This is a genomic window from Salinicoccus siamensis (assembly GCF_055391965.1).
The window spans coordinates 2,071,700-2,095,926 of record NZ_AP043765.1; the positions used below are offsets into that span (position 1 = coordinate 2,071,700).

The window sequence follows — 24,227 nt, forward strand, 5'->3', positions numbered from 1 at the left end:
CTCTTTCTTGGGTACCTCTATTTATAAAATGTCGTCTTTCTATCTATTTTACCATATAACAAAAATATGGAAATTTATTCCTATTTTAAATGGCTATAGCTCAATTTTACTAAAATGGCTTATTAAATATTATACATAATTTATCACGCCTTAAGAACTATATACAACCTCACTCCCAAAACAAAAAAGCACTCCCCAATCTTTGGGGAGTGCTTTCCAATATATATAAATATATTAACGTTTTGAGAACTGTGGTGAGCGACGGGCTTTCTTGAAGCCGTATTTGTAACGCTCTTTCATACGTGGGTCACGTGTAAGGAGGCCTGCTCTCTTAAGGGGACCGCGGTTTTCCGGGTCTGCTTCCAGAAGTGCTCTGGCGATACCGTGACGGATTGCCTGTGCTTGTCCTGTGAAGCCGCCACCTTTAACGTTTACCAATACATCGTAGTTACCTTGTGTTTCAGTAACCGCGAATGGCTGGTTCAAGTCCAGTATAAGACTTTCGAATGGGAGATAATCCCTCATGTCACGACCGTTAACTGTGACATTGCCTTCACCTGGTACGAGACGTACACGCGCTACTGCATTTTTACGACGACCTGTTCCTGTATATTCTACTTTAGCCAATGAATTAACCTCCTATCCTTAACCGCGAAGTTCGTATTTTTCTGGTTTTTGTGCTTCATGCTTGTGCTCGCTTCCAGCATATACATGAAGTTTCTTGCCCTGTGCACGTCCAAGTCTGTTCTTAGGCAGCATGCCTTTGATGGAATTTTCCAAAAGACGTACCGGGTTCTTTTCCCTAAGGTCGCCTGCAGAGATGGATCTGATTCCACCTGGGTGACCTGTGTGTCTGTAGTACATTTTATCCTGGGCTTTATTACCCGTCATTTCAATTTTTCCTGCATTGATGATGATGACGTTGTCACCTGTATCAACGTGTGGTGTGTATGTGGCTTTGTTCTTGCCACGTAGTATCGCAGCGACTTCAGAAGAGAGACGGCCGAGCGTCTGTCCTTCTGCATCGACAACATACCATTTACGTTCAATGTTAGCTTCATTAGCCATGAATGTTTGACGCATTTCCAGTCCTCCTAAATATATCAGTAGTGCGCGTTAATTGCTCTTAAAATTTTTAAAAAGCTTCGTTTGCTTTATATCTGTATGCACAATAAGTTTCCGGGGCTTATCGTGGGTGATATAAAATTATACCGTTGTCTATGATAACCCTAATCGCTCATTTTGTCAATGTGTCACCGGGGGATTTTTAAATTTTCCAATGCGTCATTGCGTGCTTTTTCATCTAAAAATACCCTCTCCAAATACAACCCTTCCGCGGGGGCGGTCTTCGGCACCAGCGTGCGGTCTTTTGCCGCAATTATGCTTGGAGTTTTCTCAGCTTCCCATCTGCCTTGGCCGACTTCAAGCACATAGGCGACGAGGATACGAACCATATTATAGAGGAAACCGGAGCCGATTATCAGGAAATCATAGCCATTATCGGTCTTTATCAATTCAAAAGCGTAGATGTGCCTGACTTTGTTTTCTATGGGTGATTTGGCGCTTGAGAAGCTTGTAAAATCATGTGTACCGATAAAATACGACATCGCCTGTCTCATCTTACTTTCCGAGAGTGCATAAGGATAATATGTCTTCAAGCCTTTCTCAAAAGGGTCGCGTACTGCTCCCTGATAGATGCGGTAACGATAGATTTTGCCGTGTGAGTGGTATCTCACATGGTAATCGGAATCGATCGCTTGTACGCGATGGATGGCGATATCATCAGGCATAGCACTGTTCAGTGCATGTTGCCACTTTGTTTCAGGGATTTTCAGGTCTGAGTCGAAGTGAAAGAACTGTTCTCGTGCATGTACACCGCTGTCTGTACGGCCGGCTGCATGAATCCTGACAGGTTTTTTATGCATACGTCCAAGAACCTTCTCCACTTCTCCCTGTACCGTACGTCCTTCCAACTGGTATTGGAAACCATTGAACCGGGAACCATTATAGCTGATTTTTACCAAGTATCGCATTCTTTACTCCTTACTGTCTGACTAGCCATAGTACGATGCCGAACAGAACGATGCATATGAGTGCTGCTGTGTCTTTGAACTGCCAATCGAGGATACGGTAGTGGGTGCGTCCTTCTTCGCCCTGATACCCCCTTACTTCCATTGCTACCGCCATTTCTTCTGCACGTTTGAAGGCAGAGATGAACAGGGGTATGAAGATCGGAAGCAGAGCTTCGAGCCTTGACTTCAGCCCGCCTGTCATAAATGTAGACCCCCGGGCGCTCTGAGCTTTGATTATTTTTTCCGTTTCATCCATCAGTGTCGGAATGAAACGGAGGCTGATTGACATCATCAATGCAATTTCATGTACAGGCACCCTAAGCTTTTTTAAGGGTTTGCACAATCGCTCTATAGCATCTGTAAGCTCCAGAGGACGTGTGGTGAGAGTCAGTATCGTCGTGATCAGTACAAGAAGCGCCAGACGGATGGTGATATATACCCCTCTGATGATACCTTCTGACTCTATTGTGAAGAAGCCACCGTCGATCAGGACTACTCCTCCTTTAGTCAGAAAAAGGTGCATCGAGAAGGTAAACAGAAGTATCAGGAATATAAGTTTCAATCCGTTGAAGAGGAAACGGAAGGAGAGCGCAGCGAGTTTGGTTGTGAATGCTACAAAAGTGACCAGCAGCGCATAACCTGTCCAATGGTTGGCGAAGAATACAATAATCATGAACAATACTACCGCCAAAATTTTTGCTCGGGGGTCCATCTTGTGTATGACACTCGAGCCGGGGATGTACCTGCCCAATAACATTTTACTCAGCATCCGCACTCCTCCGTTCTTCATAGAGGGCAATAAAATCTTCTATGTTGCGTGGCACGCTTTCGAAACTCCGGCCTTTCTTTTTCAGATCTTTCATGAGCCTGACAATATCCGGTGGTTCAAGTGCATTATTCTCAAGGATGCCAGAGTCCATCAAAAGATCTTCTGTGCGTCCCTCACGGACAAGATTCCCGCCGCTTAACAATTTAACTTGGTCGGTATATTCGAAGACGTCATTCATATCATGTGTGACGAGAATGATGGTAATCCCCATATCCTTATGAATCTGCTGAAAAAGGCGCATGGTCTCACTATGACTTTTTGGATCGAGCCCTGCTGTCGGCTCATCCAGGATAAGGACTTCAGGCTCCATTGCCAGTATACCGGCTATCGCCACCTTCCTCATCTGACCACCGGAGAGTTCAAACGGCGACTCCTTAAATAGGGAATTGTCTACATTCATCAATTCCAAATAATATTCCGCCTTTGATTTAGCCTCCTTTTCGCCTAGACCCATATTCTTCGGACCGAACATCACATCCTTCAGAACAGTCTCCTCAAACAACTGATGCTCGGGAAACTGGAAGACCATCCCTACGTGTTTTTTGACTTCGTGCACATATTTGTATTTCGTCTTTTTCCTTAACGCAAGGTCACCGGCGTATACCGTGCCGCTACTTGGCAATAATAGACCGTTTAAAGTTTGGATAAGCGTCGATTTGCCGCTCCCGGTGTGTCCGACGATCCCATAATATACGCCCTCTTCAAATGTCGTCGTAATATTGTTCAACGCCAAGTGTTCAAACGGAGTACTTTGGTGGTAGACAACTGTCAGGTTCTCTATATGGAGCTTCATAGGCGCGCCACCAGCTCTTCATATGACATGAATGAGCCATCCAACAGACCGTGGGATAACTTCATATTAAAAGGGAGTTCAAGACGACTCGCCACTAATGTATCAATGTCTCGATATATTTCCTCTACGGTCCCCTCACTGACTACTTTGCCGTCACCCATAACTATGGCATGATCACTGTGCTCGATTTCTGCCAGATCATGAGTGATGAATATAAGGGTCGTCTGGCGCTCCTTATGAATAGTCCTCAAGATTTTCATCACTTCCCGGCGCCCTTCAGGGTCGATCATCGAGGTTGCTTCATCCAAGATGAGGACATCCGGCGCCATGGCAAGCGCGCTGGCTATGGCGACCCGCTGTTTTTGCCCTCCTGATAGACGACTGGGTTCATGGTTCCTGAAATCGAGCATATTGACTGCTTTCAAAGCTGCCTCAGTCCGGATGATCATTTCCTCACGCGGCACCCCATCATTCTCAAGACCAAAGGCCACATCGTCCTCGACGGTCGCCCCCACAAATTGGTTGTCTGGGTTTTGAAAGACTATGGCAAAACGCTTACGAAGTGCCGATGCATTCGTATCGTCAAGCACTGTGCCGTCAACTGTAATGGTCCCCTCATACTCATTGATAATACCCATGAGGATTTTAACGAGTGTGCTCTTCCCTGAACCGTTGTGCCCTATGACGGATATCCAATCTCCTTGACGAAAGGATAGGGAGACATAATCCAATGCCTTATGTTCACTTGTCTTGTAGCCGTAAGCTACATTTTCCAGCCTGATCATATCTCCACCGCCATATTTATGTAATAAAAAAGCGCGTACCCTGCATAGGAGTCGCGCATATCTTGTGTATTGCCTGCAGGGTACGTTGAGCTAGACAATATGATGCAAATCACATTATCGTAACACTCATTCTGCTTTTATAATTTATGCTTCTTCAGCTTCAACCGCGCCTTGTACGAACTCGATAACTACCAGTTCTGCACCGTCGCCACGACGTTCACCAAGTTTCTTGATGCTTGTGTATCCGCCTTGACGGTCTTCAAAACGTGGTGCAATGTCTTCAAAGAGTTTTTGAAGCGCATGCTGGCTTGTCCCATCTTCTTTTGCAATCTCTACATTACGTACCGTTTGGCCTGCACGGCGTTTTGCCGCCAAGTCTCCACGTTTGCCGAGAGTAACAAGTTTGTCCACGATTCTGCGGAGTTCTTTGGCTCTCTGCTCAGTAGTAGTGATGCGTTCGTTGACGATAAGGGATGTCGCCAAGTCACGAAGCATTGCTTTTCTCTGGTCGGACGTACGTCCTAGTTTTCTGTAGCCCATTGAAATTTACCTCCTTTATCAGTCTTCTATCAGTCTTCGTTGCGGAGCCCCAAACCGAGGTCCTCGAGTTTGAATTTGACTTCTTCAAGAGACTTTCGTCCCAAGTTTCTTACTTTCATCATATCAGCTTCACTCTTGTCGGTCAGTTCTTGGACAGAGTTGATGCCTGCACGTTTCAGACAGTTGTAGGAACGTACTGACAGATCCAGTTCTTCAATTGACATCTCCAGAACTTTTTCTTTCTGATCTTCTTCTTTTTCAATCATGATTTCTGCATTCTGAGCTTCATCAGTAAGTCCGACGAAGATATTCAGATGTTCCGTCATGATTTTAGCTGCAAGGGACACAGCCTCCTGAGGTGTTATTGATCCATCAGTCCAGATGTCGAGAGTCAGTTTATCGAAGTTCGTCATTTGACCTACACGTGTATTTTCAACAGTGTAGTTGACACGTTCGACAGGTGTATAGATCGAGTCGATAGGGATGACGCCGATGGACATTTCGCTCTTGTTATTGACTTCAGCAAGAGTATAGCCTCTTCCACGGTTCGCTATCATGCGGATCTTCAACTGGCCTCCGTTTGAGACTGTCGCGATTTTCATGTCGCGGTTCAAAATCTCAACGTCACTATCATGGGTGATGTCACCTGCTGTAACAATGCCTTCACCACTAAAATCAATCTCAAGTGTTTTTTCTTCATCAGAATAGATTTTAAGTGCAAGCTTCTTGATGTTTGTGACGATGGTTGTAACATCTTCTACGACGTTATCTACAGTCGAGAATTCATGCAGCACATTTTCGATTTCTATCGTTTTGACTGCCGCACCAGGTAATGAAGATAACAGAATGCGACGTAAGGAGTTTCCAAGTGTTGTCCCATAGCCTCTTTCTAGAGGTTCGACAACAAACTTACCAAACTTAGAATCATCCGACATTTCAACTGTTTCAATTCTAGGTTTTTCGATTTCTATCATTTGTCTACTTATCCTCCCTTTAAACGTCGAAAATATTATGCAGCCACGTATATTACATTACACTCGGATTTTTCCTGTGACCAGTAATTATACACGGCGACGTTTAGGTGGACGGCAGCCATTGTGTGGTACAGGAGTGACATCTCTGATTGCTGTGATTTCAAGCCCTGCTGATTGCAGTGCACGGATTGCAGATTCACGGCCTGCACCAGGACCTTTTACTGTAACTTCAACAGTTTTGAGGCCATGCTCCATAGCAGCTTTTGAAGCTGTTTCAGAAGCCATCTGTGCAGCAAATGGTGTAGATTTCTTGGATCCTTTGAAGCCAAGTGCACCAGCTGAAGACCATGACAGTGCGTTACCGAAATCATCAGTAATCGTCACAATCGTATTGTTGAATGTTGAACGGATATGCGCTACGCCTGATTCAATATTCTTTTTCACTCTACGTTTACGTGTTTGTTGTCTACGAGCCATTTTTTCTCCTCCTTTTCCCTAATTATTTCTTCTTGTTAGCAACTGTTTTAACTGGACCTTTACGTGTGCGGGCATTGTTTTTTGTATGCTGTCCACGCACTGGCAGTCCGCGACGGTGCCTGATTCCCCTGTATGAGGCAATTTCCATCAAACGCTTTATGTTGAGGCTTTGCTCACGGCGAAGGTCACCTTCAATTTTGTACGTGTCGATGACTTCACGGACTTTATTCAGTTCGTCATCAGTCAAATCTCTTACACGCGTGTCTTCAGACACACCTGCTTTACCAAGGATTTCCTGTGCTGTTGATTTACCGATACCGTAAATATAAGTGAGTGAGATTACGATGCGTTTTTCACGCGGTACGTCTACTCCTGCAATACGAGCCATATGTTACACCTCCGTTATTATATATTAGCCTTGCTTCTGTTTATGCTTAGGGTTCTCACAGATTACCATAACTTTGCCATTTCTGCGAATGACTTTGCATTTCTCACAGATAGGTTTGACTGATGGTCTTACTTTCATGTGTTTTACCTCCTTAGAATGTGGAGTCCATTATTTAAAACGATAAGTGATCCTGCCACGTGTCAAGTCGTACGGTGACATTTCTACTGTTACTTTATCTCCAGGAAGGATACGTATATAGTTCATGCGGATTTTGCCGGAAACATGTGCGAGAATCTCATGCCCATTTTCCAGTTCCACTTTGAACATGGCGTTCGGCAGTGTATCCAGCACTGTGCCTTCCAGTTCGATAACATCTTGTTTACTCATTGCAAATTCCCCCTTTACAGCTTCTAAACTCTTTTAGAAATTCACTTCAGGTGAAGATTGATCTACACTTAACGCCAAAATATGAACTAGGATATTTTCCGTTATCATACAAGTAATATTCACCCAAAGCGTCTGTAGAGGTGAATATCCCTATATACTCTGCAGAATCTCATCGACATCATCAAATACTTCATCGATATCTTGTGATCCATCCACTTTAACAAGAACACCTTGATTTTCATAGAAATCAAGCATCGGTGTTGTCTGATTGATGTTCACTTCTAGACGATTCGCAACTGTTTCAGGATTATCGTCTTCTCTCTGATACAACTTACCACCATCAAGGTCGCATACGCCTTCTTGCTTAGGTGGGTTGAACACCAGGTGATAAGTCGTGCCGCAAATTTCGCAGATGCGGCGCCCAGTCAAACGATTCATCAGTTCTTCTTCGGTCACTTCCACAAAAATCGTCCTATCGATCTTTGTCCCAAGCTCCTCCATGATGATGTTCAACGCTTCAGCCTGCTCCACGGTACGGGGGAAGCCATCCAGCAGGAAACCTTCCTTCGCATCGCTTTGGGCTAGACGTTCTTTTACAATGCCTATTGTAACTTCATCAGGCACCAGTTCACCCGCATCCATAAATGACTTTGCTTTTTTACCGAGTTCTGTTCCGTTTTTGATAGCAAGACGGAACATATCCCCAGTCGAGATGTGAGGGATCGGGTATTTTTTAATAATTTTGGAAGCCTGGGTGCCTTTTCCGGCACCAGGTAATCCCATCAAAATGATATTCATACGATTTCCTCCTACCTGCGCTTTCTGAAGCCACGATATTCTCTTTGGTTCGCCTGTGCTTCCAGTTGCTTCATAGTCTCAAGTGCCACACCAATCACGATCAGCAAGCTTGTTCCGCCAATCTGGATTGCCTGAGGCAGATCCATGAATTTGGTGATGAGCAGTGGAAGGATCGAAATTCCTGCAAGGAAGAGAGAACCTACGAATACGAGCCTGTAAAGCACCGAAGTGATGTACTCCTGAGTGTTTCTACCTGGGCGTATACCTGGGACATAACTCCCTTGCTTCTTGAGATTATCAGCCATTTTTTCAGGGTTGACCTGAACGAATGAATAGAAGTAAGTGAACGCGATAATCAGTGCGACATAGAATATCATGCCTATCCAATCGGTGGGGTCGGCGAGTCTCGCCACAGTCTGTGCCCAACCTGCATCAGGGAAGAACAGTGTCAAAGTCTGTGGCATCATGAAGAATGCCATAGCAAAGATAACTGGTATAACCCCTGCAGGGTTGACTTTAAGCGGCAGGAACGTTGACTGCGGCCCAAGTTGGGTCGAAGTCCTCTGGCGCTTGGCATATTGTACTGGGATTTTACGCACAGCCTGCAGTATAAAGACTGCGAATGCTGTAATAAGAACCAGCAATATGAACAAACCGACCATCTGTAGTACAGCCACTGTTGTGTCATCTGCACCTAAAAACTTCTGTTGGTACAGCTGTATGATTGAACTTGGCAGTATTCCGAGAATACCTGCAAATATGATGATTGAGATGCCATTGCCGACCCCATGGGTCGTAATCTGCTCCCCTAACCACATGAGGAACGCTGTTCCTGTAGTAAGGACGAGCGCAATCAGAAGATACGATGCAATGTTGTTGTTATCAAGAAGCATACCTTCAAACATCTGATTAAAAGCAAAGGACATTCCCAATGATTGAATGAACGCAAGTATTATTGTGAAATAACGAGTAAACTGACTCAGTTTACGCCTTCCTACTTCACCTTGACTGGCCCACTCGGCAAATTTTGGCACTACATCCATCTGTAGAAGCTGGACGACGATCGATGCCGTAATATAAGGCATGATCCCCATTGCCAAGATCGAGAAGTTCATCAGTGCGCCACCACCGAAGGTGTTCATTAGATCAAGCACGCCCTGTTGTCCTGCTCCGGCATCAAATACACTCGGGTCCACACCTGGAACCGGTATATAAGTGCCGATTTTGAAGATCACGAGCATTGCCAAAGTAAAGAGGATCTTACTTCGGATTTCTTTAATCCTAAAGAAATTGGAGATCGTGCTGATCATTAGATCACCTCGTAGCTTCCGCCCTGTTCCTCTATTGCTTTAGCAGCTGAACCAGAAAACTTATGAGCTTTAATTGTTAACTTTTTCTCAAGAGTGCCATTGCCAAGCACTTTGATACCAGATTTAGCATCCTTAACAATACCATTTTCTTTCAGCATTTCAGGTGTTACTTCAGTACCATCATCGAAGCGATTCAAATCGCTCAAATTAAGCACTGCATATTCTTTACGGTTGATGTTCGTAAATCCACGTTTAGGTATACGACGGAAAAGTGGTAGCTGTCCACCTTCAAACGTCGGATTCACTCCACCGCCTGAACGGGAGTTCTGACCATCATGACCACGTCCAGCTGTTTGTCCATTACCTGAAGACATACCGCGTCCGACGCGATGACGACTTTTACGTGCGCCTTCAACCGGCTTCATTTCATGTAGTTTCATCTCCGCACCTCCTATATAATATAATTATTTCTCTTCAACTGAGACCAGGTGATTAACCTTTGCGACTTGGCCTCTGAGTTGAGGTGTATCTTCCAACTCGACGGAATGATGCAGCTTTTTCAGTCCTAGTGAAGCAACTGTCTGCCTTTGTGTTTCAGTCTTTCCGATCAAGCTTTTTTTGAGGGTGATTTTAATTTTTGCCATGTCTGTAAATCCCTCCTTAATTTTGTAACTCTTCTACAGATTTACCACGCAATTTAGCAACTTCTTCTGCACTTTTAAGTTCAGAGAGTCCAGTCATAGTCGCGCGGACAACGTTAATTGGAGTATTCGCACCAAGCGACTTGCTTAGTATATCAGTTACACCCGCAAGTTCCAATACCGCACGAACCGGACCACCGGCGATAACTCCTGTACCTGGCGCAGCTGGCTTCATCAATACATTACCTGAGCTGAACCTGCCGATCACTTCATGAGGCAGCGTACCGTCTACGAGCGGTACTTCGATGAGGTCTTTCTTCGCTGCTTCGATCGCTTTTTTGATAGCTTCAGGCACCTCTTGTGCTTTGCCTGTACCAAAGCCAACACGTCCCTTTTTGTCCCCTACAACAACAAGTGCAGAGAAACGGAAACGACGTCCACCTTTTACGACTTTAGCGATACGGTTGATTGTAACAACACGTTCTTCGAACTCTTGTACTTTTTCTTCTCTACGAGCCATAAGTGTGATTCCCTCCTTCGATTAGAATTGTAGACCATTTTCGCGGGCTGCTTCTGCTAGTGCTTGCACACGTCCGTGATACAGATAGCCTCCACGGTCAAATACTACGCTTTTAATATCTTTGTCTTTAGCACGGTTCGCAATCAAAGCTCCCACTTCTGCTGCAGCTTCCTTGTTGGATCCAACTTCACCTTTGAAATCTGGATCTTGTGTGGAAGCACTTGCAAGAGTAGTCTGCTGATTGTCGTCAATCAACTGAGCATAGATATGCTTGTTCGAGCGATAGACGTTCAGACGCGGTCTTTCTGCAGTACCGGAAAGTCTGCTGCGCACGCGTTCGTGTCTTTTTTGACGGACTTTATTTTTATCGATCCTTGCGATCATTAATGTTCACTCCCCACTTAGTTATTTACCAGTTTTTCCTTCTTTTTGACGAACCAGTTCGCCTTTATAACGGATACCTTTGCCCTTATATGGCTCTGGTGGACGTACAGCACGGATCTTAGAAGCAAGTGCTCCAACAGATTCTTTGTTGATGCCTTCAACTTTAACATTCGTGTTGCCTTCCACTGTAATGGTAAGGTCCTCAGAAGGTTCGAATTCAACCGGGTGAGAAAGCCCAACACTCAGTACGAGTTTGTTACCTTGCATCTGCGCACGGTAACCAACACCTACAAGTTCGAGTTCCTTAGTAAATCCTTGCGATACGCCAACGATCATATTGTTGATAAGCGCACGCGTTGTACCATGATTCGTACGGTTTTCTTTAGAATCATTTGGCCTGACGACCTGAAGTGTATTATCTTCAAGCTCATAAGTCATTTTTTCATTGAAAGTATTGACAAGTTCCCCTTTAGGGCCCTTTACGCTGACTGTATTGTCATTGATTTCGACTGTTACGTCGCTAGGAATTTCAATAATACGTTTACCTACACGGCTCATTTCTTTGCACCTCCTGTTAATTCATTACCAAACGTATGCGAGTACTTCCCCGCCGATATTTCTTTTGCGTGCTTCTTTATCAGTAAGTACGCCTTCTGAAGTAGAGATGAGTGCGATTCCAAGTCCGTTAAGAACTTTAGGAAGCTCTTCTCTTCTTGCATATACTCTAAGTCCTGGTTTGGAAATACGTTTCAAACCAGTGATGACTTTTTCATTTTTGCTGCCGTACTTGAGGAATACACGGATGACGCCTTGTTTGTCATCTTCAATGTATTCAACATTTTTAACAAAACCTTCTGTTTTCAGAATCTCTGCAATTTCCTTTTTGATGTTGGATGCAGGGATTTCTAGTGAATCGTGTCTCACCATGTTCGCATTTCTGATGCGAGTTAGCATATCTGCAATTGGATCTGAGAGTGTCATTACTAGTTGCCTCCTTTCAATTTATGGCGCTTACCAACTTGCTTTTTTAACGCCAGGGATCTGACCTTTGTAAGCAAGTTCACGGAAACATATACGGCAGAGCTTGAACTTGCGGTAGACTGAGTGTGGACGCCCGCAACGCTCGCAGCGTGTATATTCGCGTACTTTAAACTTTTGTTCTTTTTTCTGTTTAGCTATCATTGATTTTTTAGCCACAATTTTGCCTCCTTATAGCTTACTTTTGAAATGGCATTCCGAACTGAGTGAGCAGCTCACGGGCTTCTTCGTCTGTGTTCGCTGTCGTAACAACAACAATATCCATACCTCTTACTTTGGAGACTTTGTCATAGTCGATTTCAGGGAAGATCAACTGCTCTTTTATGCCGAGTGTATAGTTGCCGCGGCCATCGAATGCTTTCTTGGAAATACCTCTGAAGTCCCTGACACGTGGTAGAGATACTGAAATCAGCTTATCCAGGAAATCATACATCCTATCGCCACGGAGAGTGACTTTGGCACCGATAGGCATACCTTCACGAAGCCTGAACGTTGCGATGGATTTTTTAGCTTTTGTAATTACTGGCTTCTGTCCTGTGATCGCCGTCAATTCTTCTACTGCCGTATCGAGTACTTTAGCGTTTTGAACAGCATCACCAACTCCCATGTTGACTACGATCTTTTCGATTCTCGGAGCTTGCATAACAGATGTGTAGTTAAATTTATTCACTAGTTCGTTTTTGATTTGATCATTGTATCTTTCTTTAAGGCGTATCATTAATATGGACCTCCTTCCACTGCTTAGTTATTTTTTTCGTATGCTGCTTTAGGGATTTCTTTACCTGATTTTACTGCTACTCTGACTTTAGAACCGTCCTCTTTTACTTCTTGACGGACACGAGTGCGTTCGCCTGATTCAGGGTCAACGTGCATGACGTTGGAAACATGGATGGCCGCCTCAGTTTCAAGGATGCCGCCTTCAGGGTTCATCTGGGAAGGCTTCTGATGTTTCTTCATCATATTGACGCCTTCGACGATTACACGGTTTTTTGCAGGGATCGCTTTTAGGACCGTGCCTTCTTTACCTTTATCTTTACCGCTGATTACAACGACTTTATCTCCAGATCTTACGTGCATGGGAATCGCACCTCCTTAATTTAAATGTAGATTAAAGTACTTCTGGTGCCAGTGAGATTATCTTCATGAAGTTGCCTTCACGCAGTTCACGAGCAACGGGACCGAAGATACGCGTACCTCTTGGACCTTTATCATCACGGATGATTACGCATGCGTTCTCATCAAATTTGATATAGGAACCATCTTCACGACGTACACCGGATTTGGTTCTAACGATTACAGCCCTTACTACTTCACCTTTTTTAACAACGCCACCAGGTGTTGCATTTTTTACAGTTGCAACGATGACATCGCCAATGTTTGCTGTCTTACGGCCTGTTCCACCTAAGACTTTGATAGTCAGCACTTCACGTGCGCCTGAGTTATCTGCCACTTTCAAGCGGGATTCCTGTTGGATCATGCGAATAGACCTCCTTTATCTTCGATTGTTTAGACGATAACTGCTTCTTCCACGATTTCCACTAGACGGAAACGCTTAGTTGCAGACAATGGGCGAGTTTCTTCGATTCTTACGATATCGCCAGTCTTAGCAGTGTTATTTTCATCATGAGCTTTATATTTTTTGGAATATTTGACACGTTTACCAATGATCGGGTGTCTTTTCTGAGTTTCTACGACTACAGTGATGGTCTTATCCATTTTGTCGGATACGACGCGGCCCTGGTAAACTTTACGTTCTGTTTTACTTTCCACTATGTGAGCCTCCCTCTATTATTATTGGTTCGCTTTAGCTTCGCTGAGCTCTCTCTCGCGGATAGTTGTTTTCATTCTTGCGATAGCTTTTCTAACCTCTTTGATACGAGCAGTGTTCTCTAGCTGACCAGTAGCTAGTTGAAAGCGTAGGTTGAAGAGTTCTTCCTTAAGGTCTTTGACGTTATTTTCAATTTCTGAAGTTGTCAGTTCGCGGATTTCATTAGCTTTCATTCGTATCACCACCTAATTCTTCACGTTTAACGATTTTAGTCTTTACAGGAAGTTTGTGGCTTGCAAGGCGAAGTGCTTCTCTCGCTACTTCTTCTGGCACACCTGAAACTTCAAACATTACGCGGCCAGGTTTAACGACTGCCATCCATCCTTCGACAGCACCTTTACCTGAACCCATACGTACTTCCAATGGCTTCTTTGTATATGGTGTATGCGGGAAAATATTGATCCATACTTTACCGCCACGTTTCATATAGCGTGTCATGGCGATACGGGAAGCTTCAATCTGTCTGGAAGTTACCCATGCTGTTGTTGTTGCCTGTAGGCCATATTCACCAAAACTTACTTCTGTTCCGCCTTTAGCACGTCCTTTTGTGTCCGGACGATGTTGACGACGGTATTTCACTTTTTTAGGTAATAGCATTGTTATTTTCCTCCCTTACTTTTTGTCATTCTTGACAGGAAGAACTTCTCCACGGTAGATCCATACTTTAACACCGAGTTTACCGTATGTTGTATCAGCCTCTTCATGTGCATAATCTATATCTGCACGGAGAGTGTGAAGTGGAACTGTTCCTTCGCTGTAGCCTTCTGAACGTGCAATGTCAGCGCCGCCGAGACGCCCTGAAACTTGCGTTTTAATGCCTTTAGCTCCAGCTCTTATCGCTCTTTGCAGCACTTGTTTTTGTGCCCTACGGAAAGATACACGGTTTTCAAGCTGACGTGCGATGTTTTCTGCAACAAGCTTTGCATCCATATCAATTTTCTTGATTTCTACAACGTTGATGTGGATTTTCTTGCCTGTGAGGTTCGTCAACGCTGTGCGGAGCTTATCTATTTCACTACCGCCTTTACCGATGACCATACCTGGCTTGCCGGTATGAAGTGCGATGTTCACACGATTAGCCGCTCGTTCGATTTCCACTTTGGAAATGGCTGCGTCTTTAAGGTTTTTTTCGATATATTCACGAATTTTAAGATCTTCATGCAAAAGGTCTGCGAAATCTTTCTCTGCGTACCACTTCGCTTCCCAATCACGGATGACTCCTGTACGAAGTCCAATAGGATTTATCTTCTGACCCAAATTAATTCCCTCCTTGTGGTTTTATGCGTTTTCTTCTGTTTCAGCTTCTTCAGTCGTTTCCTGTACTGCTTCTTCTGCAACTTCTGAAACAACTATAGTGATGTGGCTCGTGTGCTTGTTGATTTTAGTCGCACGGCCTTGTGCACGCGGGCGGAATCGTTTCAATGTCGGCCCTTCATCAGCATAAGCTTCTGAGATGAACAGGTTTTCGACGTCCATGTCGTAGTTGTGCTCAGCATTGGCTACAGCTGAATGAACCAGTTTTTCAACTACCGGCGATGTTCTTTTGTTTGTGAGTTTAAGAATTGCGATGGCTTCTCCAACTTCCTTGCCGCGAATCAGGTCCAGGACCATTCTCGCTTTACGAGGAGCAATTCTTATAGTTTTAGCAACTGCTTTCGCTTGCATCTTTCGTTCCTCCTTTATTCCGTCTTATCACTTTTATCTTCTTGTTTTCTTATCGTCAGTTCCATGGCCTTTGAAAGTTCTTGTCGGAGCGAATTCTCCAAGCTTATGACCGACCATATCCTCTGTGACATAAACCGGTACATGCTTACGGCCGTCGTATACAGCAATAGTATGTCCGATGAAGTTAGGGAATACCGTGGAACGGCGTGACCAAGTTTTAATTACACTTTTTTTGTTGCCTTCGTTGAGTGCTTCCACCTTTTTCATGAGGTGATCATCAACAAAAGGTCCTTTTTTAAGACTGCGTGCCATTTTGGCGCCTCCTTCCAATAATGCGTGCGGATATTTTATCCGCACACTATGGTTTCATTTATTTCTTCTTGCGTCCTCTTACGATCAGCTTGTCAGAACGGTTTTTGCCTCTACGCGTCTTCTTGCCAAGGGTAGGTTTACCCCAAGGAGACATAGGTGACGGCATACCGATTGGGGCACGTCCTTCACCACCACCGTGCGGGTGATCGTTAGGGTTCATAACAGAACCACGAACTGTAGGGCGTTTCTTCTTCCATCTGGAACGACCTGCTTTACCGATATTGATCAATTCGTGCTGCTCGTTGCCGACAGCACCGATTGTTGCACGGCATGTTGAAAGAATCATACGCACTTCACCAGAACGCAGTTTAACCAGTACATACTTACCTTCTTTACCAAGTACTTGAGCTCTTGCGCCTGCAGATCTGACCAACTGGCCGCCTCTGCCTGGCTTAAGTTCAATATTATGGATTGTAGTACCGACAGGGATGTCTGTAAGCGCCATTGCGTTACCTACTTTGATGTCGGCTTCAGGTCCACTCATCACTTCTTGGCCAACCTGCACACCCTTAGGAGCCAGGATGTAGCTTTTCTCGCCATCAGCATAGATGACAAGTGCTATGTTGGCTGAACGGTTCGGGTCATACTCTATTTGAGTGATGCGCGCAGGCACGCCATCTTTGATGCGTTTGAAGTCGATTGTTCTATATTGACGCTTGTGTCCGCCACCTCTATGACGCACTGTAATCTTACCTTGGTTATTACGTCCCGCTTTTTTCGGAAGCGGCTGTAACAATGACCGTTCCGGTGTCGTTGATGTGATTTCTGCGAAGTCGGAACCAGTCATATTACGACGAGCATTGGTGGTCGGCTTATATTTTTTAATCGCCATCTCGTTTTACCTCCTTATTGGTAACAGCTCTTAGAATATATCAATAGAGCCTTCTTTTAGTGTTACGATCGCTTTTCTTCTTTTCTTAGTATAGCCGCTGTAACGTCCCATACGTTTTTTCTTCGGCTTATAATTCATTATGTTGACTTTGCTGACTTTTACATCAAAAATGTTTTCTACTGCATGTTTGACTTGTGTCTTGTTAGCTTTCACATCTACATCAAAAGTGTATTTGTCAAATGACATCAAGTCAGCAGAACGCTCAGTGATGACTGGGCGTTTAATGATATCGCGTGCATCCATTACAGAAGCACCTCCTCTGCTTTTTTGATAGCACCTTCTGTGAAGATGACACGATCTGCAGAAAGAATGTCAAGCACATTGAGCTCTTCTGGCGTCAACAGTGTGACACCTTGCAGATTGCGGGTTGAAAGTTCGATATTGACATCTTCTGCTTCAAGAACAAGAAGTGCTTTCCTATCCGCTTTGAGGTTGTTGAGAATCGCAAGGAAATCTTTTGTTTTAGGTGCATCAATAGTCAAGTTATCGACTACTGTGACTGCCTCTTCATTCGCTTTTGCGGAAAGTGCAGAGCGCAATGCAAGACGACGCATCTTCTTAGGCATTTTGTAGGAATAACTTCTTGGAGTCGGTCCGAAAACGACTCCGCCTCCACGATAGTGCGGCGCACGAATCGTACCTTGTCTGGCGTTACCGGTACCTTTTTGCCTGAATGGTTTCTTACCGCCACCACGTACTGCTGCGCGATTCTTGACGGAATGCGTGCCGCGTCTCAGTGATGCACGTTGCAGGTTTACAGCTTCAAACAGCACATGCTGGTTCGGTTCGATGCCGAAGATGTCCTGATTGAGTTCTATAGAGTTAACTTTCGTTCCTTCTTTAGTCAATACATCTATGTTTGCCATGTGTTAAATCCTCCCTTCCTGAATTACTATTTATTTAACACCTTTTTTGATTGCTGTTACGACTTTTACATAGCCTTTACGTGGACCAGGTACATTACCTTTTATCAATAGAACATTACGTTCTGCGTCCACTTTTACGATTTCAAGATTCTGTAGGGTGACAGTTTCGCCGCCCATGCGTCCAGGCAATTCTTTGCCTTTAAATACGCGGGATGGGTCAGAGGCTTGTCCCATTGAACCAGAGCTTCTGTGGAAACGGGAACCGTGTGACATTGGTCCGCGGCTTTGGTTATGGCGTTTGATTGAGCCTTGGAAACCTTTACCTTTGGATGTTGCCGTCACGTCCACTGCGTCTCCTGCTTCAAATGTATCTACAGTGACTTCTTGACCTACCTCGAATTCATCTGCTGCGAGATTTTTGAATTCGCGTACGAAGCGCTTAGGAGCTTTGCCGGATGCTTTGGCATGGCCGGTTTCTGCTTTGTTTGCATATTTTTTGGTTCTTGCACCTTCAAAATATTCACGCTTGTCGTCAAAACCGATTTGTACAGCGTTGTACCCATCAGTTTCTTCCGTTTTCTTCTGCAGTACTATGTTTCCTGCTGCTTCAACTACTGTTACAGGAATCAACTCTCCGTTTTCTCCGAAAACTTGAGTCATTCCTACTTTTTTACCTAAGATTCCTTTGGTCATCGAAAGTCGCACCTCCTACTATAATTTATAATTTAATTTCGATGTCTACACCTGATGGCAGATTGAGTCCCATGAGGGCATCTACTGTTTTCGGTGTAGGGTTGACGATGTCTATAAGGCGCTTGTGTGTGCGCTGCTCGAATTGCTCACGGGAATCCTTGTACTTGTGCACCGCGCGGATAACCGTGTAAACAGCCTTTTCTGTAGGGAGTGGGATAGGACCCGATACATCCGCACCAGAACGTTTTGCTGTTTCTACAATCTTCTCTGCCGACTGATCCAACACTCTGTGATCGTAAGCTTTCAAACGAATACGAATTTTTTGCTTTGCCATTATTTAACCTCCTTTTGGTCGTCATCATTGTGTGATAGACTTCTCCACGAAAATTCTCTTACACGCAGCCATGGCAATGCGGCCTGGCGTGTCAGTAACCTCTCGCTTCATCGATTCGAAAAACACGCGCCCACTGTAGTTGTGGCGTTTGTCTTTCAGCATGGGTGGTTGCCACCCATTTCAGTCCAACGCTAGATATATTACACGAAAAAAGCGAAAAAATCAAGGGTTACCTCGAGATTCTTTCACTATTTTCACTTGATCATGATCAAGATGTATAATATTACATCATTTTTCCGTGGTTTTCAATGGTTATTCCGTCATGAATATGAAGTATAGAATGAACACCACAAACAACCCATACATTATAGGATGGATCTCCTTTCTCCGCCCTGCCATAATCATTGTAATCGGGTAGAATACGAAACCGATCGCAATACCCGTTGCAATACTATAGGTCAATGGCATCATGAACATAGTCAGGAAAGCAGGTACCGCGACTTCAAACTGATCCCACCTCACCTTAGACAGATTGGAGACCATGAGCGCTCCTACGATGATCAGGGCTGGGGCCGTCACTTCTGAAGTGAATGTCACTATAAGAGGCGATAGGAAAATTGCAGATAAGAAAAGAAAACCAGTCACGACACTCGCAAAACCAGTTCTTGCACCTGCTGCCACCCCAGCTGTCGACTCGATATATGAAGTCGTAGTAGAAGTACCGAAGATTGCACCTGCTATTGTAGCAATCGAATCGGAAAGCAGTGCACGTCCTCCACGCGGCAGTTTGTTGTCCTTGATCATATTCGCCTGACTTGCTACACCTACCAATGTGCCCGCCGTATCAAAAAAGTCTACAAATAGGAATGTCAGGACCACAATCAGAAACTGTACATTAAAAATATCCGCCGGATTCGAAAATGCTTCGAATGCTGCACCAAAAGTCGGCGCCATGCTTGGCACAGGTCCAAAGACACTTTCAGGTCTCGGTACAAGCCCAAGGACGAGTCCTGCCACGGCCGTCAGTATCATACCGAAGAATATCGCACCCGGGACGCGTTTTGCCATGAGCACTGCTGTAAGGAAGAGACCGCCTACCGCCAAAAGTACTTTAGGGTCATGCAGTGTACCCAATCCCACAAGTGTCGCTTCATTCATCACTATAATACCGGCGCCTTGAAGTCCCACAAAGGTAATGAAGAAGCCTATACCTGCACTGACTGCCATCTTCATCTCCATAGGGATTGAGTTAATGACATATTCCCTCAACCCACTAATCGTCAGCAAGGCAAAAATCACACCTGAGAAGAGGACACCTGTCAGCGCGGTCTGCCATGGTATACCCATCGTCAGAACCACCGTAAATGCGAAGAATGCGTTAAGCCCCATGCCAGGTGCTAATGCAATCGGATACCTTGCATATAATCCCATGATGAGACAGCCGATGAAAGCTGCGAGTGCAGTGGCCACAAATACTGCGTTCATATCCATGCCCATGGAATCAGGTATCCCCTCTATCCCCTGAAGTGACAATACAGATGGGTTGACGGCTAGTATGTATGCCATCGAAAGGAATGTGGTCAATCCTCCGATGATTTCGCTGCGGTAAGTCGTGCCATGCCCTTCAAAGTCAAAAAACTTTTTCATAATCTACTCCATTCATTTGTCATATTATAAAAACTAGATCACTTTAATGATGTTCTTATCTTCAGCGCCCAAAAACAGTACCAGTAGACGACGCGTTAAAGGTAGCCACGCTTCTATTAATTTACCAAGCCCAAATACAATCACAAGGGTGCCTATGAATACCGGGCCACCCAATAGATAGCCCCCTACCGCTGCACTGAATTCCATGATATTTCGGGCAACGGAAATTTTTAAGCCAAATTTTTCGACCATTAGAAGCATCAGTGAATCACGCGGCCCGGCACCGAGATTTGGGGTGATGTAGAATGCCACACCAAATGACATTACTAAAAGACCGATGGAAAAGACGATTGTATGTTGCGTCCAACCTTCAAAATTCGGCAGCAGCCAATTGAAGAGGTCGATGAAAATGCCGATGGAGAGCATATTGACGTAGACTCCGAGACGAGGCCATTCACGCGTCATCACCGCAGTGAATATGACAATTACTGCACCGACTATAATGGACCAGCTTCCGATTGTGAGGCCGAATGTCTGCCACAATCCATAATGGAAAACATCCCATGACCCAAGCCCCAAGAGATGACCCTTGATTGTCAGCGTAACACCTAAGGCCAAAATGACAAGACCCATCATATAAAATATCCAGCGTTTCATTATATTGGTTTTCACAGGGCACCTCCATACCTATTATTATCTAAACTAGTGTACGCCCGGCCACAAAAAATTGCAATATGCTTTACAGACCCTATTAATAGTTTTAACATTGGCTGGTACGGGAATATGATACTAAATGTTTTATGGGAGGCGAAGCAATCTTATGAACAGACGATACAAGTTAGCAAGTTTACTCCTCGCGACGTCACTTATAGTCGGGGCATGCAGTGATGACTCCGAAAGTGAGAATGCGGAAACCACAACAGAAGAAAGTACAGCAAACGAAACGACAGAAGAAACTACGACAGAAGAGAGAACAGATGAAAGTTCCAGCAGTAATAAGGCTACTACTGAAAGTAGCTCGGCGAGCGGAACTACGGACGAATCCTCCGGCACCACCAGCAATACCATATCTCCTGAGGAAATAAAACATAGTGCGGATGAAGCGGTACAGACGGCATCTGATAATTTCGAAGGGGAGTTGAAAAGTCTAGAGTTCGAAAAAGAAAATGATGCGTGGGTCTACAAAGTAGAATTTGAGAATGAAAGCGAAGAATACGAAGCGCACATCTCAGCTGATGACCTTTCCGTAATTAATGAAGAAAACGAAAAAGACAGCGACTTCGATACGGATGAACATTTCAATTACCAAGATGCCATCCCAGCAGAAGACGCCATCCAGACCGCAATGGACGAGAAAGATGGCAAGCTGGAAGGATGGAGTCTAGATAAGGATGATGGTCAGCTGGAATACGAGGTAGAACTGAAGAAAGACAGCAACAGTCATGATGTTAAAATCAATGCAGAAAATGGAGAAGTCCTGAAAACCGATGATTAATCAAATAAAGATGCCCGGGTTGCACCGGGCATCTTTATTTGTTGACTATAAGTTTTTCAAACTGCTCGAACTTTCCCTTTTCAACCTGATCCTTTATGCGGTACCCCTCGTAGAAACTCTCTACATAACCCTCACCCAACTTTTCTTCTATATCCAAAGCCATCGACACAATGTCATAGTAACGGTCACGTATACCAATCCCGACCATATCAACGCTTCCGGTAATATAGTTCTCATTGACGATCACATTGGATAATCTAAAATCACCATGGCTGAAAACCGGGTCCTCATCCAATAGTCCATTCCTATGGTCAAATGGGCACTCTTCAACCTTTTGCTTATGGAAAAAACTCAAATATCTTCCAATCTGCTTAAGGGTCTCAGCTGTCGTCTTCTCGTCCTGATGCTTCAGGAATGCCTGGGCATCTACGCCCGGTAGGGCGAGATAGAACATATAAGCCCCTGCTTCCTCATATAAGGTGACCGGCTTTGGCACGCCATTCACATTATTGATGTCCATCCAAAGGAGTCTTTTGTATTCACGCCTTGTTTTCCTGATATCATTTAAATATGATTTCGCAATCAACGGCTCTTGGGGCTGATACATATTGGGCGGGTCCTCTCCTCCATAACTCAGCAAGTGCACTTCTGCATCAGAATCGCCTTTCAGCTGTTCCCAATCATAATATTCTTCGTATATTTCAAATGTATGCATCAATGTCCCTCCATTCCCTCCCATTTTACTTCAATCATCCTTCAGATGTCATCAGTGTTTCCCCTAATATGCAATATGTTATGATAAGATACAACTATAATTTCAAGGGGGGTGAGCACAATGGATCTAGAGTATAAATTGAGAGAATTGAAAAATGAATATGTGCGTATCCAAGGTGATTTGGAAAAACTCGAATCTACTGGAAACAGTACATCCAAAATGGACGAAAGGCTTGCTCAGATAGAAACAGAAATTGCTGAGACGAAAAAAGAGGTCAGAGAACAAAGTAATAAATAGGAAGTGCAGACTATGAAAAAAATGATTCTATTCATTATGATCATACAATTCTTGATCTACTTTGGTTTTAGTATGGTCATACCCGTCATACCTGAGTTGGTGGACACGCTTGAAGTCTCTACTCTCCATATGGGCGGACTGCTTGCTGTGTATTCAATAGCCAGTTTTATATCCGCCCCGTTTTTTGGAAGGCTCAGCGATAGGCATGGCCGTCGTGCCATCTTGCTGTATGGCCTTCTGGCCTTCAGTTTCAGCTTCCTTCTTTTCGGCATGTTCATCGATGTATTATGGATTCTATACATAAGCCGGGTAATAGGGGGAGCCGCTTCTGGGGCACTCTACACTGCAACGACCAGTATGGTTGCAGACTTGACGACCAGGGAGGAACGCACCCGCTTCATGGGCTTGATAGGAATGTCAATCGGGCTCGGATTCATCTTCGGTCCAGGTGTAGGTGGCCTCTTGGCGGAAATCAGCCTGAGTCTTGCCTATTATATGACTGCTGCTGTAATCATAGGGGCACTACTCTTCAGCATGTTTAAAATTGAAGAGACCTATCAGCCGGGTGCATCTTCAAGAGAGGAAATTACTGTTGCCAGCGAGTACTTCCTGAAACCTGTCGGCATTCTTCTGATCTCCACATTCTTCATCATGTTCACCATGAGCGGGATGGAGAGCACTTTCCAGCTATTGGGTATAGACCGGATAAATATCACCCCCGCTGAGATGGGACTTCTTTTTGTCATCGGTGGAATATTCAATGCAGGCATTCAAGGTGGTGTCATCAGCCGATTGAAAGATGGCCAGGAGTATCCGATGATGCTGCTTGGCCAAGTTATGACCATCATCGCTTTCGTTTTGCTGCCGTTCATGTCGAGCCTGCTGTTTGCTGGATTCTGCATTGTGCTCCTCATGACAGGAAATGCCTTAGTAAAGACGCTCCTGACTTCACAGATCACCAAGGAGGCACGTCGAGCGGAGATGGGACGCATTACAGCGACCACATATTCGTTAGATAGTCTTGGGAGGATTTTTGGTCCCCTGGCCTTTAATATACTATTCCTTATGACTCCTGGGCTGCCCTTCTGGTTCGGCGCCATAACTACTGTATTATCGACATACTTTATATTCCAATACTTTAGAAAGAGGAGGAAAGTTGTATGATTCTAGCAGTCCTCATGCTCCTCATGTACCTTGTAGTCGGTGCCATGACCATCCTATATCAAAGAAGTATGCTATTCGATGTTTTCCGCATCATTGCAGGAGTGGCGTTCCTCCTAATGATCACCACTCTCGCCCTAGCAATACCCAACCCAGATGGTTACTTGATTTTTGCGCTTGCGCTCAGCCTCTTCATCTCTGTGGAGATAACTAGCTACAAGGAATACAAGGGCGATCGTAACCGGTTATTTCTCATTCACGCGTTCACACTCATGATTTCTGCAGTACTTATACTCATGTTGCTGACAGCGTAACAGGAAAGAGGT

The 24,227-nt window shown here is 44.6% G+C and carries 42 protein-coding genes; 4 read left to right on the forward strand and 38 right to left on the reverse strand.

Annotated elements, in window-relative coordinates:
- Nucleotides 1–234: 234 nt before the first annotated feature.
- The 37 genes from rpsI to ACZ5LF_RS10785 form a co-directional block, all read right to left on the reverse strand.
- Nucleotides 235–627 (reverse strand): 30S ribosomal protein S9, encoded by a 393-nt coding sequence (gene rpsI / locus ACZ5LF_RS10605; protein WP_344701532.1) that lies wholly within the window; start codon nt 625–627, stop codon nt 235–237.
- A gap of 18 nt (nt 628–645) precedes the next feature.
- Complete coding sequence (rplM, locus tag ACZ5LF_RS10610; protein WP_380570168.1) at nt 646–1,083, reverse strand: 50S ribosomal protein L13; 438 nt, start codon at nt 1,081–1,083, stop codon at nt 646–648.
- Between the two features lie 170 nt (nt 1,084–1,253).
- Nucleotides 1,254–2,033 carry a tRNA pseudouridine(38-40) synthase TruA gene (truA, locus tag ACZ5LF_RS10615; protein WP_380570167.1) on the reverse strand — a complete coding sequence of 260 codons (780 nt, stop codon included), beginning with the start codon at nt 2,031–2,033 and terminating at the stop codon, nt 1,254–1,256.
- 10 nt (nt 2,034–2,043) lie between these two features.
- The gene (locus ACZ5LF_RS10620) at nt 2,044–2,841 is read right to left on the reverse strand and encodes an energy-coupling factor transporter transmembrane component T family protein (protein ID WP_380570166.1); all 798 of its coding nucleotides are present in this window, start codon (nt 2,839–2,841) and stop codon (nt 2,044–2,046) included.
- Complete coding sequence (locus ACZ5LF_RS10625) at nt 2,831–3,694, reverse strand: energy-coupling factor transporter ATPase (protein ID WP_380570165.1); 864 nt, start codon at nt 3,692–3,694, stop codon at nt 2,831–2,833. The genes ACZ5LF_RS10620 and ACZ5LF_RS10625 overlap by 11 nt, the downstream gene beginning before the upstream one ends.
- Nucleotides 3,691–4,479 carry an energy-coupling factor transporter ATPase gene (locus ACZ5LF_RS10630; RefSeq protein ID WP_380570164.1) on the reverse strand — a complete coding sequence of 263 codons (789 nt, stop codon included), beginning with the start codon at nt 4,477–4,479 and terminating at the stop codon, nt 3,691–3,693. The genes ACZ5LF_RS10625 and ACZ5LF_RS10630 overlap by 4 nt, the downstream gene beginning before the upstream one ends.
- A gap of 144 nt (nt 4,480–4,623) precedes the next feature.
- Nucleotides 4,624–5,019: a 50S ribosomal protein L17 gene (gene rplQ / locus ACZ5LF_RS10635; RefSeq protein ID WP_344701545.1), complete on the reverse strand. Its 396-nt coding sequence runs from the start codon at nt 5,017–5,019 to the stop codon at nt 4,624–4,626.
- 29 nt (nt 5,020–5,048) lie between these two features.
- A complete protein-coding gene (locus tag ACZ5LF_RS10640; RefSeq protein WP_380570163.1) occupies nt 5,049–5,993 on the reverse strand; it encodes a DNA-directed RNA polymerase subunit alpha in 945 nt (314 codons plus the stop codon).
- 87 nt (nt 5,994–6,080) lie between these two features.
- Complete coding sequence (gene rpsK, locus ACZ5LF_RS10645) at nt 6,081–6,470, reverse strand: 30S ribosomal protein S11 (RefSeq protein WP_344701549.1); 390 nt, start codon at nt 6,468–6,470, stop codon at nt 6,081–6,083.
- A gap of 22 nt (nt 6,471–6,492) precedes the next feature.
- Nucleotides 6,493–6,858 (reverse strand): 30S ribosomal protein S13, encoded by a 366-nt coding sequence (gene rpsM, locus ACZ5LF_RS10650; RefSeq protein WP_344701551.1) that lies wholly within the window; start codon nt 6,856–6,858, stop codon nt 6,493–6,495.
- Nucleotides 6,859–6,882: 24 nt separating this feature from the next.
- Nucleotides 6,883–6,996 carry a 50S ribosomal protein L36 gene (rpmJ, locus tag ACZ5LF_RS10655; RefSeq protein WP_017473641.1) on the reverse strand — a complete coding sequence of 38 codons (114 nt, stop codon included), beginning with the start codon at nt 6,994–6,996 and terminating at the stop codon, nt 6,883–6,885.
- Between the two features lie 30 nt (nt 6,997–7,026).
- Nucleotides 7,027–7,245 (reverse strand): translation initiation factor IF-1, encoded by a 219-nt coding sequence (infA, locus tag ACZ5LF_RS10660; protein WP_017547668.1) that lies wholly within the window; start codon nt 7,243–7,245, stop codon nt 7,027–7,029.
- A gap of 150 nt (nt 7,246–7,395) precedes the next feature.
- Nucleotides 7,396–8,043 (reverse strand): adenylate kinase, encoded by a 648-nt coding sequence (locus ACZ5LF_RS10665; RefSeq protein WP_380570162.1) that lies wholly within the window; start codon nt 8,041–8,043, stop codon nt 7,396–7,398.
- A gap of 11 nt (nt 8,044–8,054) precedes the next feature.
- Entirely contained in the window at nt 8,055–9,353 is a 1,299-nt protein-coding gene (secY, locus tag ACZ5LF_RS10670) for a preprotein translocase subunit SecY (RefSeq protein ID WP_380570161.1), read from the reverse strand.
- On the reverse strand, nt 9,353–9,793 hold the full coding sequence (gene rplO / locus ACZ5LF_RS10675) for a 50S ribosomal protein L15 (protein WP_344701558.1): 441 nt from the start codon (nt 9,791–9,793) through the stop codon (nt 9,353–9,355). Before rplO ends, secY begins: the two co-directional genes overlap by 1 nt.
- Nucleotides 9,794–9,817: 24 nt before the next feature.
- Nucleotides 9,818–9,997, reverse strand: a complete 180-nt coding sequence (gene rpmD / locus ACZ5LF_RS10680) for a 50S ribosomal protein L30 (protein ID WP_344701560.1) — start codon at nt 9,995–9,997, stop codon at nt 9,818–9,820.
- Nucleotides 9,998–10,013: 16 nt separating this feature from the next.
- Nucleotides 10,014–10,514, reverse strand: a complete 501-nt coding sequence (rpsE, locus tag ACZ5LF_RS10685; RefSeq protein WP_344701562.1) for a 30S ribosomal protein S5 — start codon at nt 10,512–10,514, stop codon at nt 10,014–10,016.
- A 21-nt stretch (nt 10,515–10,535) separates the two neighbouring features.
- A complete protein-coding gene (gene rplR, locus ACZ5LF_RS10690) occupies nt 10,536–10,898 on the reverse strand; it encodes a 50S ribosomal protein L18 (protein WP_380570160.1) in 363 nt (120 codons plus the stop codon).
- A 21-nt stretch (nt 10,899–10,919) separates the two neighbouring features.
- Nucleotides 10,920–11,456, reverse strand: coding sequence for a 50S ribosomal protein L6 (gene rplF / locus ACZ5LF_RS10695; RefSeq protein WP_380570159.1), 537 nt, complete (start codon nt 11,454–11,456; stop codon nt 10,920–10,922).
- Between the two features lie 24 nt (nt 11,457–11,480).
- A complete protein-coding gene (gene rpsH / locus ACZ5LF_RS10700) occupies nt 11,481–11,879 on the reverse strand; it encodes a 30S ribosomal protein S8 (RefSeq protein WP_344701567.1) in 399 nt (132 codons plus the stop codon).
- A gap of 30 nt (nt 11,880–11,909) precedes the next feature.
- On the reverse strand, nt 11,910–12,095 hold the full coding sequence (locus tag ACZ5LF_RS10705) for a type Z 30S ribosomal protein S14 (RefSeq protein ID WP_344701569.1): 186 nt from the start codon (nt 12,093–12,095) through the stop codon (nt 11,910–11,912).
- Nucleotides 12,096–12,114: 19 nt separating this feature from the next.
- Nucleotides 12,115–12,654, reverse strand: coding sequence for a 50S ribosomal protein L5 (rplE, locus tag ACZ5LF_RS10710; RefSeq protein WP_380570158.1), 540 nt, complete (start codon nt 12,652–12,654; stop codon nt 12,115–12,117).
- Nucleotides 12,655–12,677: 23 nt separating this feature from the next.
- Nucleotides 12,678–13,013 (reverse strand): 50S ribosomal protein L24, encoded by a 336-nt coding sequence (gene rplX / locus ACZ5LF_RS10715; RefSeq protein WP_380570157.1) that lies wholly within the window; start codon nt 13,011–13,013, stop codon nt 12,678–12,680.
- Nucleotides 13,014–13,044: 31 nt separating this feature from the next.
- Nucleotides 13,045–13,413 (reverse strand): 50S ribosomal protein L14, encoded by a 369-nt coding sequence (gene rplN / locus ACZ5LF_RS10720; RefSeq protein ID WP_344701575.1) that lies wholly within the window; start codon nt 13,411–13,413, stop codon nt 13,045–13,047.
- A 29-nt stretch (nt 13,414–13,442) separates the two neighbouring features.
- A complete protein-coding gene (rpsQ, locus tag ACZ5LF_RS10725) occupies nt 13,443–13,652 on the reverse strand; it encodes a 30S ribosomal protein S17 (protein WP_464759847.1) in 210 nt (69 codons plus the stop codon).
- Between the two features lie 75 nt (nt 13,653–13,727).
- A complete protein-coding gene (gene rpmC, locus ACZ5LF_RS10730) occupies nt 13,728–13,937 on the reverse strand; it encodes a 50S ribosomal protein L29 (protein ID WP_344701579.1) in 210 nt (69 codons plus the stop codon).
- The gene (gene rplP, locus ACZ5LF_RS10735) at nt 13,927–14,361 is read right to left on the reverse strand and encodes a 50S ribosomal protein L16 (RefSeq protein ID WP_344701581.1); all 435 of its coding nucleotides are present in this window, start codon (nt 14,359–14,361) and stop codon (nt 13,927–13,929) included. Before rplP ends, rpmC begins: the two co-directional genes overlap by 11 nt.
- A gap of 15 nt (nt 14,362–14,376) precedes the next feature.
- A complete protein-coding gene (rpsC, locus tag ACZ5LF_RS10740; RefSeq protein WP_344701583.1) occupies nt 14,377–15,021 on the reverse strand; it encodes a 30S ribosomal protein S3 in 645 nt (214 codons plus the stop codon).
- Nucleotides 15,022–15,042: 21 nt separating this feature from the next.
- Nucleotides 15,043–15,429, reverse strand: coding sequence for a 50S ribosomal protein L22 (gene rplV, locus ACZ5LF_RS10745; RefSeq protein WP_344701585.1), 387 nt, complete (start codon nt 15,427–15,429; stop codon nt 15,043–15,045).
- Nucleotides 15,430–15,462: 33 nt separating this feature from the next.
- Nucleotides 15,463–15,741, reverse strand: a complete 279-nt coding sequence (gene rpsS, locus ACZ5LF_RS10750) for a 30S ribosomal protein S19 (protein ID WP_380570155.1) — start codon at nt 15,739–15,741, stop codon at nt 15,463–15,465.
- A 58-nt stretch (nt 15,742–15,799) separates the two neighbouring features.
- Nucleotides 15,800–16,633 (reverse strand): 50S ribosomal protein L2, encoded by an 834-nt coding sequence (rplB, locus tag ACZ5LF_RS10755; protein WP_380570154.1) that lies wholly within the window; start codon nt 16,631–16,633, stop codon nt 15,800–15,802.
- 30 nt (nt 16,634–16,663) lie between these two features.
- Nucleotides 16,664–16,936: a 50S ribosomal protein L23 gene (rplW, locus tag ACZ5LF_RS10760; protein ID WP_344701591.1), complete on the reverse strand. Its 273-nt coding sequence runs from the start codon at nt 16,934–16,936 to the stop codon at nt 16,664–16,666.
- Nucleotides 16,936–17,559 (reverse strand): 50S ribosomal protein L4, encoded by a 624-nt coding sequence (gene rplD / locus ACZ5LF_RS10765; protein WP_380570153.1) that lies wholly within the window; start codon nt 17,557–17,559, stop codon nt 16,936–16,938. The genes rplW and rplD overlap by 1 nt, the downstream gene beginning before the upstream one ends.
- Before the next feature lie 30 nt (nt 17,560–17,589).
- Nucleotides 17,590–18,252, reverse strand: coding sequence for a 50S ribosomal protein L3 (rplC, locus tag ACZ5LF_RS10770; RefSeq protein ID WP_380570152.1), 663 nt, complete (start codon nt 18,250–18,252; stop codon nt 17,590–17,592).
- 25 nt (nt 18,253–18,277) lie between these two features.
- On the reverse strand, nt 18,278–18,586 hold the full coding sequence (rpsJ, locus tag ACZ5LF_RS10775; protein WP_344701597.1) for a 30S ribosomal protein S10: 309 nt from the start codon (nt 18,584–18,586) through the stop codon (nt 18,278–18,280).
- Between the two features lie 312 nt (nt 18,587–18,898).
- Nucleotides 18,899–20,233, reverse strand: coding sequence for an NCS2 family permease (locus ACZ5LF_RS10780; protein ID WP_380570151.1), 1,335 nt, complete (start codon nt 20,231–20,233; stop codon nt 18,899–18,901).
- 33 nt (nt 20,234–20,266) lie between these two features.
- Nucleotides 20,267–20,905 carry a YczE/YyaS/YitT family protein gene (locus ACZ5LF_RS10785; RefSeq protein WP_380570150.1) on the reverse strand — a complete coding sequence of 213 codons (639 nt, stop codon included), beginning with the start codon at nt 20,903–20,905 and terminating at the stop codon, nt 20,267–20,269.
- 148 nt (nt 20,906–21,053) lie between these two features.
- On the opposite strand from ACZ5LF_RS10785, the gene ACZ5LF_RS10790 reads away from it, so the two are divergent.
- A complete protein-coding gene (locus ACZ5LF_RS10790) occupies nt 21,054–21,728 on the forward strand; it encodes a PepSY domain-containing protein (RefSeq protein WP_380570149.1) in 675 nt (224 codons plus the stop codon).
- A gap of 34 nt (nt 21,729–21,762) precedes the next feature.
- On the opposite strand, the gene ACZ5LF_RS10795 is transcribed toward ACZ5LF_RS10790, so the two are convergent.
- The gene (locus ACZ5LF_RS10795; protein WP_380570148.1) at nt 21,763–22,443 is read right to left on the reverse strand and encodes a phosphotransferase; all 681 of its coding nucleotides are present in this window, start codon (nt 22,441–22,443) and stop codon (nt 21,763–21,765) included.
- Between the two features lie 120 nt (nt 22,444–22,563).
- On the opposite strand from ACZ5LF_RS10795, the gene ACZ5LF_RS10800 reads away from it, so the two are divergent.
- From ACZ5LF_RS10800 to mspA, 3 genes are read left to right on the forward strand one after another with little or no spacing between them, the layout of a single operon-like run.
- Nucleotides 22,564–22,740 carry an SE1832 family protein gene (locus tag ACZ5LF_RS10800; RefSeq protein ID WP_380570147.1) on the forward strand — a complete coding sequence of 59 codons (177 nt, stop codon included), beginning with the start codon at nt 22,564–22,566 and terminating at the stop codon, nt 22,738–22,740.
- Nucleotides 22,741–22,752: 12 nt separating this feature from the next.
- Nucleotides 22,753–23,904, forward strand: a complete 1,152-nt coding sequence (locus ACZ5LF_RS10805; protein ID WP_380570146.1) for an MFS transporter — start codon at nt 22,753–22,755, stop codon at nt 23,902–23,904.
- Entirely contained in the window at nt 23,901–24,215 is a 315-nt protein-coding gene (mspA, locus tag ACZ5LF_RS10810; RefSeq protein WP_380570145.1) for a membrane stabilizing protein MspA, read from the forward strand. Before ACZ5LF_RS10805 ends, mspA begins: the two co-directional genes overlap by 4 nt.
- The last annotated feature ends 12 nt before the right edge of the window (nt 24,216–24,227 follow it).